Raw genomic sequence first — 6,663 nt, forward strand, 5'->3', positions numbered from 1 at the left:
TCCGGTATCGCGTCAACGAGCACCCGCCGGTTCGCAGTGCGACCCCGTTGACTTCTACGGCAGCTGAGCCGACCCTATTCGGCGGCCACAAAATCAGGCTTCTTTGACATTGCTCAGCGGCTGCGCTGCGTGACGCATACCAGGTGATCACGGGTGACGCGCCCTACCGGACAGTCTTCGAATTCGTCGACGCCGACACAGTTGACCGGCCCAGTTGACCGGCTCAGTGATCGCGACAATGACTGATCGGAGCCTTGATCGCCATAAGTAAGGTCAGTAGGCGTCACATCGCGCGGACCGTTGGTTCGACGGCCCGCTCAGGCGCGCTCAGAGGTAGTCGGCCAGCAGCCCCGCCGTCACGGCGCGCAGCTTGGACCGGAAGTCGGGGTCGTACGCTTCGGGCCGCGACCGGCCGGGGCGCAGGCCGTCGAAATACTCGCCGGTGACATCGGCGAGGTCTGGGTCCGTGATGAGCCGCAATGTGGCCACGACCCCCTCGTCGAGTTCCGACATCGGCGCCATCCGGCTTTCAAGCACCATGGCCGTGGGCATCAGGCTCGCCGGGTGCAGGCAGTTGACGGTCACGGCCCGCGCGGGCAGCTCGTCGGCGAGGTCGAAGGTGAACGCCGAGAGGGCGAGCTTGGACCGGCGGTACGCGGTGATGCCGTCGTATCCGCGCTCGAAGGCCACGTCGTGCGGGTCGAACGAGATTTGGCCGACGGAGCCGACATTGACGACGCGCGCCGGGGCCGACGCGGTCAGCAGCGGAACCAGGCGCCGGGTAAGCAGCACCGGGGCCAGATAGTTGACCGCCATCCGCAACTCGTGGCCGTCCACGCTGGTCTGCCTGCCGTGCCCGGGCGCCCCGAAGCCGACTGCGGCGTTGTTCACCAGCACATCGAGGCGATCGGTCGCGGCGGCGGCCTGTGCGGCGAGCCGGACCACCTCGTCCAGCGACGCGAGGTCGGCCACGAGCGGCCGTACCGCCGGGCCGGCCTCGCGGCACAGGTCGTCGAGACGTTTGCGGTCACGGCCGTGGGCGAGGACGGCCCAGCCGTCCGCCGCCAGGCACAGGACCAACTCGCGTCCCAGTCCCGAGGTCGACCCTGTGATCAGTACGGTGCGCGCTTCGGCGTTCATATGTCTCTCCAGCCGCGGCGATCGCTCGCGCATTCCCGCCGTGGCCCGCTTTGCGCCCTGAGCAGCGCGCCGCACTCGTCGGCCCTTAGTGCTGCAAGAAGTACCCCTGGATGTCGACGGTCAGGTCCGTGGGCGCGCCGCTGCCGTTGTAGACCTCGATCCCGGCGTATTGGCCGGTGACCGTGGCGACCAGGTTGGAGACGGTCTGTCCGCTGGAGAAGTTGAGGCTCGACGCCACCGGCCGTGATTGCCCGTCCGGGTAGACGGTGAGGTAGCCGCCCGTACCGGGAGCGATGGCCGTCACGTTCAGCATCAGTCCGTTCGCCGTCCCCGGCGTGGCGCCGTTCTGCCAGATCGCGTCGTGGAGATCGATCGTGCCGAAGGCCGCGAGCGGCGCAGGGTTCACACCCGAGCGCGTGTCCACGATGCGTATGGAGTTGGTGGGCAAGTACGAGTACGAGCAGCACGCACTCTGCGGTGCGTAGTAGCCGTCGAGGTCCGCGATCACGTTGACGGTCCCGCCGCTGCCGTTGTAGAAGTCGATCTTTCCATCGACCAGTGACACCGTGACCTGGTTGGCGATCGTCTGGCCGGTAGAGAAGTTCAGGTTCGACGCGGTGGGCTGCGCGGCGCCGTCCGGATACACCGTCAGGTAGCCCCCGGTGCTCGGACCGGTGACCGTCACGTTCAGCGTCACGGCGCGCGTGTTCGGATCAAGCTCCGGATTCGAGGCCGGGTTCAGGTTCAACTGAAGGTGCCCGTTCGGACCCAACGGCGCCTTTACGGCGGTACCGACCGGAACCCGCGTATCGAGGACGCGATCCGGCCACCGCGCGACGAAGTCGAATCCGGCGTTCGCATAGAACCCTTCGAGGTCGGCCACGACGTGAACGGTGCCCAGGCTGCCGTTGTAGAAGACGACCTTTCCGCCCACGACCGGAACCGTCACCAGGTTCGGCACCGGTGTGCCCGATGCGAAGTTCACATTCTGCGCCACCGGACGCGGCGCCCCGTCCGAGTAGACGGTCAGGTATCCGGGTGAGGTGGCGCCGACAGCCGTCACGTTCATCGTCACGGCCGACACGCCGGTCGCGGGGACGCCGTTCGCGCCGACCACAGTCAGAGTGACCGCCGAGTCCGGCGCCACCGGAGTGGTAGTCGCCACGCCGATCGCCTTACGCGTGTCCAGAATCCGCACCGGGGTCAGCGGCGTGTAGTCCGCGCCGACCGCGACATGGATCCGGCTCCCGGGATCGGTCGGCTGAGTGCTGCCGTATCCGTCGGCGGCGCTGACGATCACGGTGTACTGGCCGGCGAGCGGGAAGGTGTGGGTGATCGTGCTCGCCGTGGTGACCAGTTCTGGAGTGCCGTCCTGGAAGTCGTAGGTGTACGTGACCTTTCCCTGTGACCACGACGGCCAGACGCCAGGGGTGAACGTGATCTGCTGCGGCGCGCTGCCCGTCTTCCTACCGGCGGGCCATGACGAGGGGAACGCGATCGGGTCCTGGAACTCGAACGCGCCACGGTCGTAGTAGCCGGCGCCGGAACCGCTGCCGGTGCCGGTGTTGCCCACCAGCGGATCGTCGACGCGCGGCATTCCGATCACGTCGGTGGTCAGTTCGCCGGGAGCGGACTGGTCGGCGGAGTCGATCTCCGGCGCGCCCTCAGCCGGGTAGCCGAACCCGCTCGCGGTGCTCTGGCTGAGGAAGGTCAGCGGGGCCGAAGTCAGGAGCGGGTCCGCCGTGCTGTCATGGCCGCCCTGACCGGTCGTCGCAGTGAACGAAGGCTGAGTCGGATACGCGGTACCAGCCCACGAATACGGCGCCGCGCCGCCCGCGGCGTACACGATGTTGTAGTCGGACGTCGTACCGGACGCTGAGCCCGCGGCGACCGTGATGCCCACCGCGGTCGACGACTGGCCACACGTGGTGCTTCCCACCGACGCGAGGCCCAGCACATTGTTGCGGATCGTCGAACCCGACGAGGCGCCTTCGAGATCGATCCCTGCCGCGCACGCGGTGACGGTGTTGCTCACGATCGCAGTGCCCGGCGCGTCGACGGCACGGATCATCGGCGTCGCGCTCGACGCGCTGTGCAGCACGTTCGTCGTCAGGGTGACTCCGGTCGCACCGGGCCCGATCTCGACGCCGTAACTCAGCACGCTGCGCTCAACGGTCACCGAACTCGACGAACCGCTGACCTGGAGCGCCGGACCGTTCTGCGAATAGGGTCCGTCGTAGATCTGGTCAATGGTGACGTTCTGCGAGTTCGTGACCACCACGTCCCCCGCCGACCCGGCGACCTGGAAGTTCTCAAGCACCACGTTCTGCGCGCCGTCGAGGACGAACGCGTGCGCTGGCGTCGGCCAGCCCGAGCCGACCCCGATGAGCGTGTTCATGGGGTTCCGATACGTCGCCTGCCCGACGAACGTGATCGGTGCGCCGGCCGTCCCCTTCGCCGATATGTCAACCTGCTGAGGATAATCGCCCGTGCCGACGTATACCGTCTGGCCCGGCTGAGCGGCGGCTGCAGCCGCGGAGATCGTGCAGAACGGCGCCGACGCGGAGCCCGATCCCTTGTCGGAGCAGTTCGCCCCCGCAGAGTCGTCCACGTAGATCGACGCCGGAGTCGTCGCCCTGGCCGGACCTGCCGTGAACCCCGCCGCACCGACCGCCAACAGCACGGCGGCAATGCCGTAGCCGACCCTCACGGTTCCCCCGCTCATCCAGGCCCGGTCGGCGCGCAGGGCACGTGAGACCGCACCTCGCCGACAATGTCAGGTCCAGTATAAGCAGAGCCCCCGAGTGCTGTCAGGCACCGGGGGCTCAGACTCAGGATATGGTAGTAATCCTACTCATATTCCCACAGTGACAGCCGAGAGCGATTCGGCTCAGCCGCCGGACACGGAGAACATCAGGTAGCCGCCGTCCGGCAGGGTCGAGACGGTGGTGTTGGCCACGGTGCCCAGGTCTCCGATCCCGGATCTCGTGCCCGTCCAGTCCGACCAAGAGCCTCCGGAATTGCGGAAGACATTCATCATCCCGCCCTGGGACGTGACGACCGAGATGATGGTCGCGCCGGGACTCCAGGGGCTGCCGAAGACGGACGTGGAGGCGATGGAGACCTGGGTGATGCCGGTGGCTCCGGCGGGAACGCCCCAACCCTGCCAATGTCCGTCGGGGAAGCGGATGTCGTGCTGCATCACGCCGGTGGACGTGGCCTCCACGATCTGCGAGGAACCGTCGGGCAGGCCGGCAATGCTCGCGTCCACGATCTTGACTCCGGACTGGCCGAGCGCACGCCAGCCCTGCCACGAACCATTGGCGAAGCGGATGTTGTGCATCAACACGCCCGCGGTCGTGACAGCGACGAGCTGAGTGGACCCGTCCGGCATGGCAGTGATCGAAGCATGCGTGAACCCGGTGGAACCGGCGGGGCTGCCCCAGCCGGCCTGCCACGTCCCGTTGGCGTTGTGGACCGTGTGCAGCAGCGTGCCCGCCGACGTGACCTCGATGAGCTGGGACGAGCCGTTCGGCATGCCCGCGATGCCCACCCACTTCACCGTCACGCCCGGCTGGCTCAACGGCTGCCAGGCCTGCCAGGTGTTGCCGTGAGAGGTGCCGGTGGCGAACTCGACCGTGCCACCGGTCGTGGCCGCCACGAGTTGGCTGCCGTCGTTGGGCATCGAGGTGACGGCCGCCTGGGCGATCCCGGTGGACTTGGCGGGGATGAAGGTCGTCAGGCCGCCGCCCATGTTGATCAGCGTGCCGGGGACGAGGGCGTTGGTGGTGAACGTGGTCGACGTCGTCGCCGAGTTCCCGCCCTGGTCGGTCACCGTCTCAGTGATCGGATAGGTACCGGCCTTGGCGTAGGCGTGCTGGACCGTGGCTCCGTCGGCGGCTGTCTGGACCGGCGTCTTGTCACCGAAGTCGAACGTGACACCGCTGACGTTCCACGCATCCGTCGTGCCGAAGTCGCTGACGCTGACGCCGTACGCGCCGCTCGCCGCCACGGATATCTGAGGCGTCAGCGGTGCCTGCGGCACGATCGTCAACACTACTGAGCCTTCGAAGATCATCGGAGCCGACGCTCTGTTCTGCGGGATGACGTAGAGCGTCGCGGAGTAGCTGCCCGGCGTGCTGAAGGACACGCTCGCCGTCCCGCCGGTCCCGCTGTCGACCGTTCCGGTGCTCAGCGAGAACCGGTAGTCGAACGTGTCCGACCAGGTGTCGGTCACCGCGGCGTGCAGCGTGATCGCGGCGCCCACCGGGGCCTTGTTCACCGAGGGGGCGAACGTGGCCGTCACGATGCTCAGCGGGTCCTCGAACTCGGCGGCACCGCGGTCGTAGTCGTTGGACGGTCCCGCGCCGGTCTGCGTCACCAGCGGGTCGCTGACCCGCGGGTTGCCGGTGATGTCGACCGCCTGCTCGCCGACGGCGGCGGAGTTCGCCGAGTCGATCAGCGGCGAGTGCTCGGTCACCTGAGTGCCGAGCACCGTGTTGTCGTCGTGCTGGGCCTGGCCCGCAGCCGTGTAGAGCCCAGCGCCGGACGAATAGGCGGTGCCTGCCCAGTCGTAGGGCGCAGCCCCCGCGCCGGAGGCGTACACGTCGTTGTAATCCGCAGTCGTCGTGGACGTGGAAGACGAGTCCACGAGCATGCCATAGGCCTGCGACGAGGCCGGGCAGGAGGAGTTGCCGGCGGTCTCAGGACTGCTGATGACGTTGTTCTCGACGCTCGTCCCGGCAGCGGAGCCGGTGATCGAGATCGACGGACCGCAGCCGTTGATCGTGTTGCTGGTGATCGCCGTGTTCGTGGCGCCGACGACGGAGACCGGACTCGTGAAGCCCGCGCCGATCCTGTTCGTGGTGACCACCGTGCCGGTGGATCCGCCGTCGACCAGGACCCCGCTGCTCAGAATCGAGTCCCGCACCGTCACGGCCGACGCGGCGTTGGTGATGTGCAACGCGGGCTCGACAGCGGCAGCGCTGGTTGGAGGATTGAAGTTGTCGTTGTCGAACGTGATGTTGGACCCGCCGGAGACGACAGCGTCAGCGGCGCTTCCAGGCGCGAGCCTGAAATCCACGATCTTCAGATAACTCGCGCCGGAGATGGAGAGCGGTGCCGACGCGGCACGCCCCACTCCGAAGCTCAACCACACGCCGTTGCCGGTGAAGGTGATCGGAGCCGACGCGGTACCGGACCGGGTGATGGTGGCGGCCGCGTACGTACCCGGCGTCACGTCCACGACGTCACCGGGGTTCGCCGCGTCCGCCGCGACCTGGAGCGTGCAGTAGGGGGCCGCGAGAGTCCCGGTCCCCGAGTCCGTGCACGCCGAAGTCGAATTGTTGACGAATATCGCGTTCTGTCCGACCGCCCGCGCCGCTGTCGGCGCAAAGGAGGCAGCCGCGATGAGCGCCGCCGCGGAAGCGGCGACGATGCGAGGACGCATGTCCCCCCACCTCTGCTTGTTGGTGTTCTGCGATGAGCCCCTGTCATGAGACTCAAGTGCAGAGCATACGCGGC

At 67.8% G+C, this 6,663-nt stretch carries 3 protein-coding genes; all 3 read right to left on the reverse strand.

Annotation, left to right across the window (positions count from 1 at the left end):
- Positions 1 to 327: 327 nt before the first annotated feature.
- The 3 genes from VGS97_RS15735 to VGS97_RS15745 all read right to left on the reverse strand — a co-directional run bounded on the left by VGS97_RS15735 (position 328) and on the right by VGS97_RS15745 (position 6,589).
- A complete protein-coding gene (locus VGS97_RS15735; RefSeq protein ID WP_326854269.1) occupies positions 328 to 1,140 on the reverse strand; it encodes an SDR family NAD(P)-dependent oxidoreductase in 813 nt (270 codons plus the stop codon).
- A gap of 85 nt (positions 1,141 to 1,225) precedes the next feature.
- The gene (locus VGS97_RS15740) at positions 1,226 to 3,865 is read right to left on the reverse strand and encodes a PKD domain-containing protein (RefSeq protein ID WP_326854270.1); all 2,640 of its coding nucleotides are present in this window, start codon (positions 3,863 to 3,865) and stop codon (positions 1,226 to 1,228) included.
- A gap of 165 nt (positions 3,866 to 4,030) precedes the next feature.
- Entirely contained in the window at positions 4,031 to 6,589 is a 2,559-nt protein-coding gene (locus VGS97_RS15745; protein ID WP_326854271.1) for a PKD domain-containing protein, read from the reverse strand.
- Positions 6,590 to 6,663: the final 74 nt, after the last annotated feature.

The organism is Actinocrinis sp. (assembly GCF_035946395.1).
GTDB lineage: Bacteria > Actinomycetota > Actinomycetes > Streptomycetales > Catenulisporaceae > Actinocrinis.

Bases quoted from the DNA above. Each gene is read 5' to 3' on its own strand.
- VGS97_RS15735 (WP_326854269.1), bottom strand. From the start codon at position 1,140: ATGAACGCCGAAGCGCGCACCGTACTGATCACAGGGTCGACCTCGGGA.
- VGS97_RS15740 (WP_326854270.1), bottom strand. From the start codon at position 3,865: ATGAGCGGGGGAACCGTGAGGGTCGGCTACGGCATTGCCGCCGTGCTG.
- VGS97_RS15745 (WP_326854271.1), bottom strand. From the start codon at position 6,589: ATGCGTCCTCGCATCGTCGCCGCTTCCGCGGCGGCGCTCATCGCGGCT.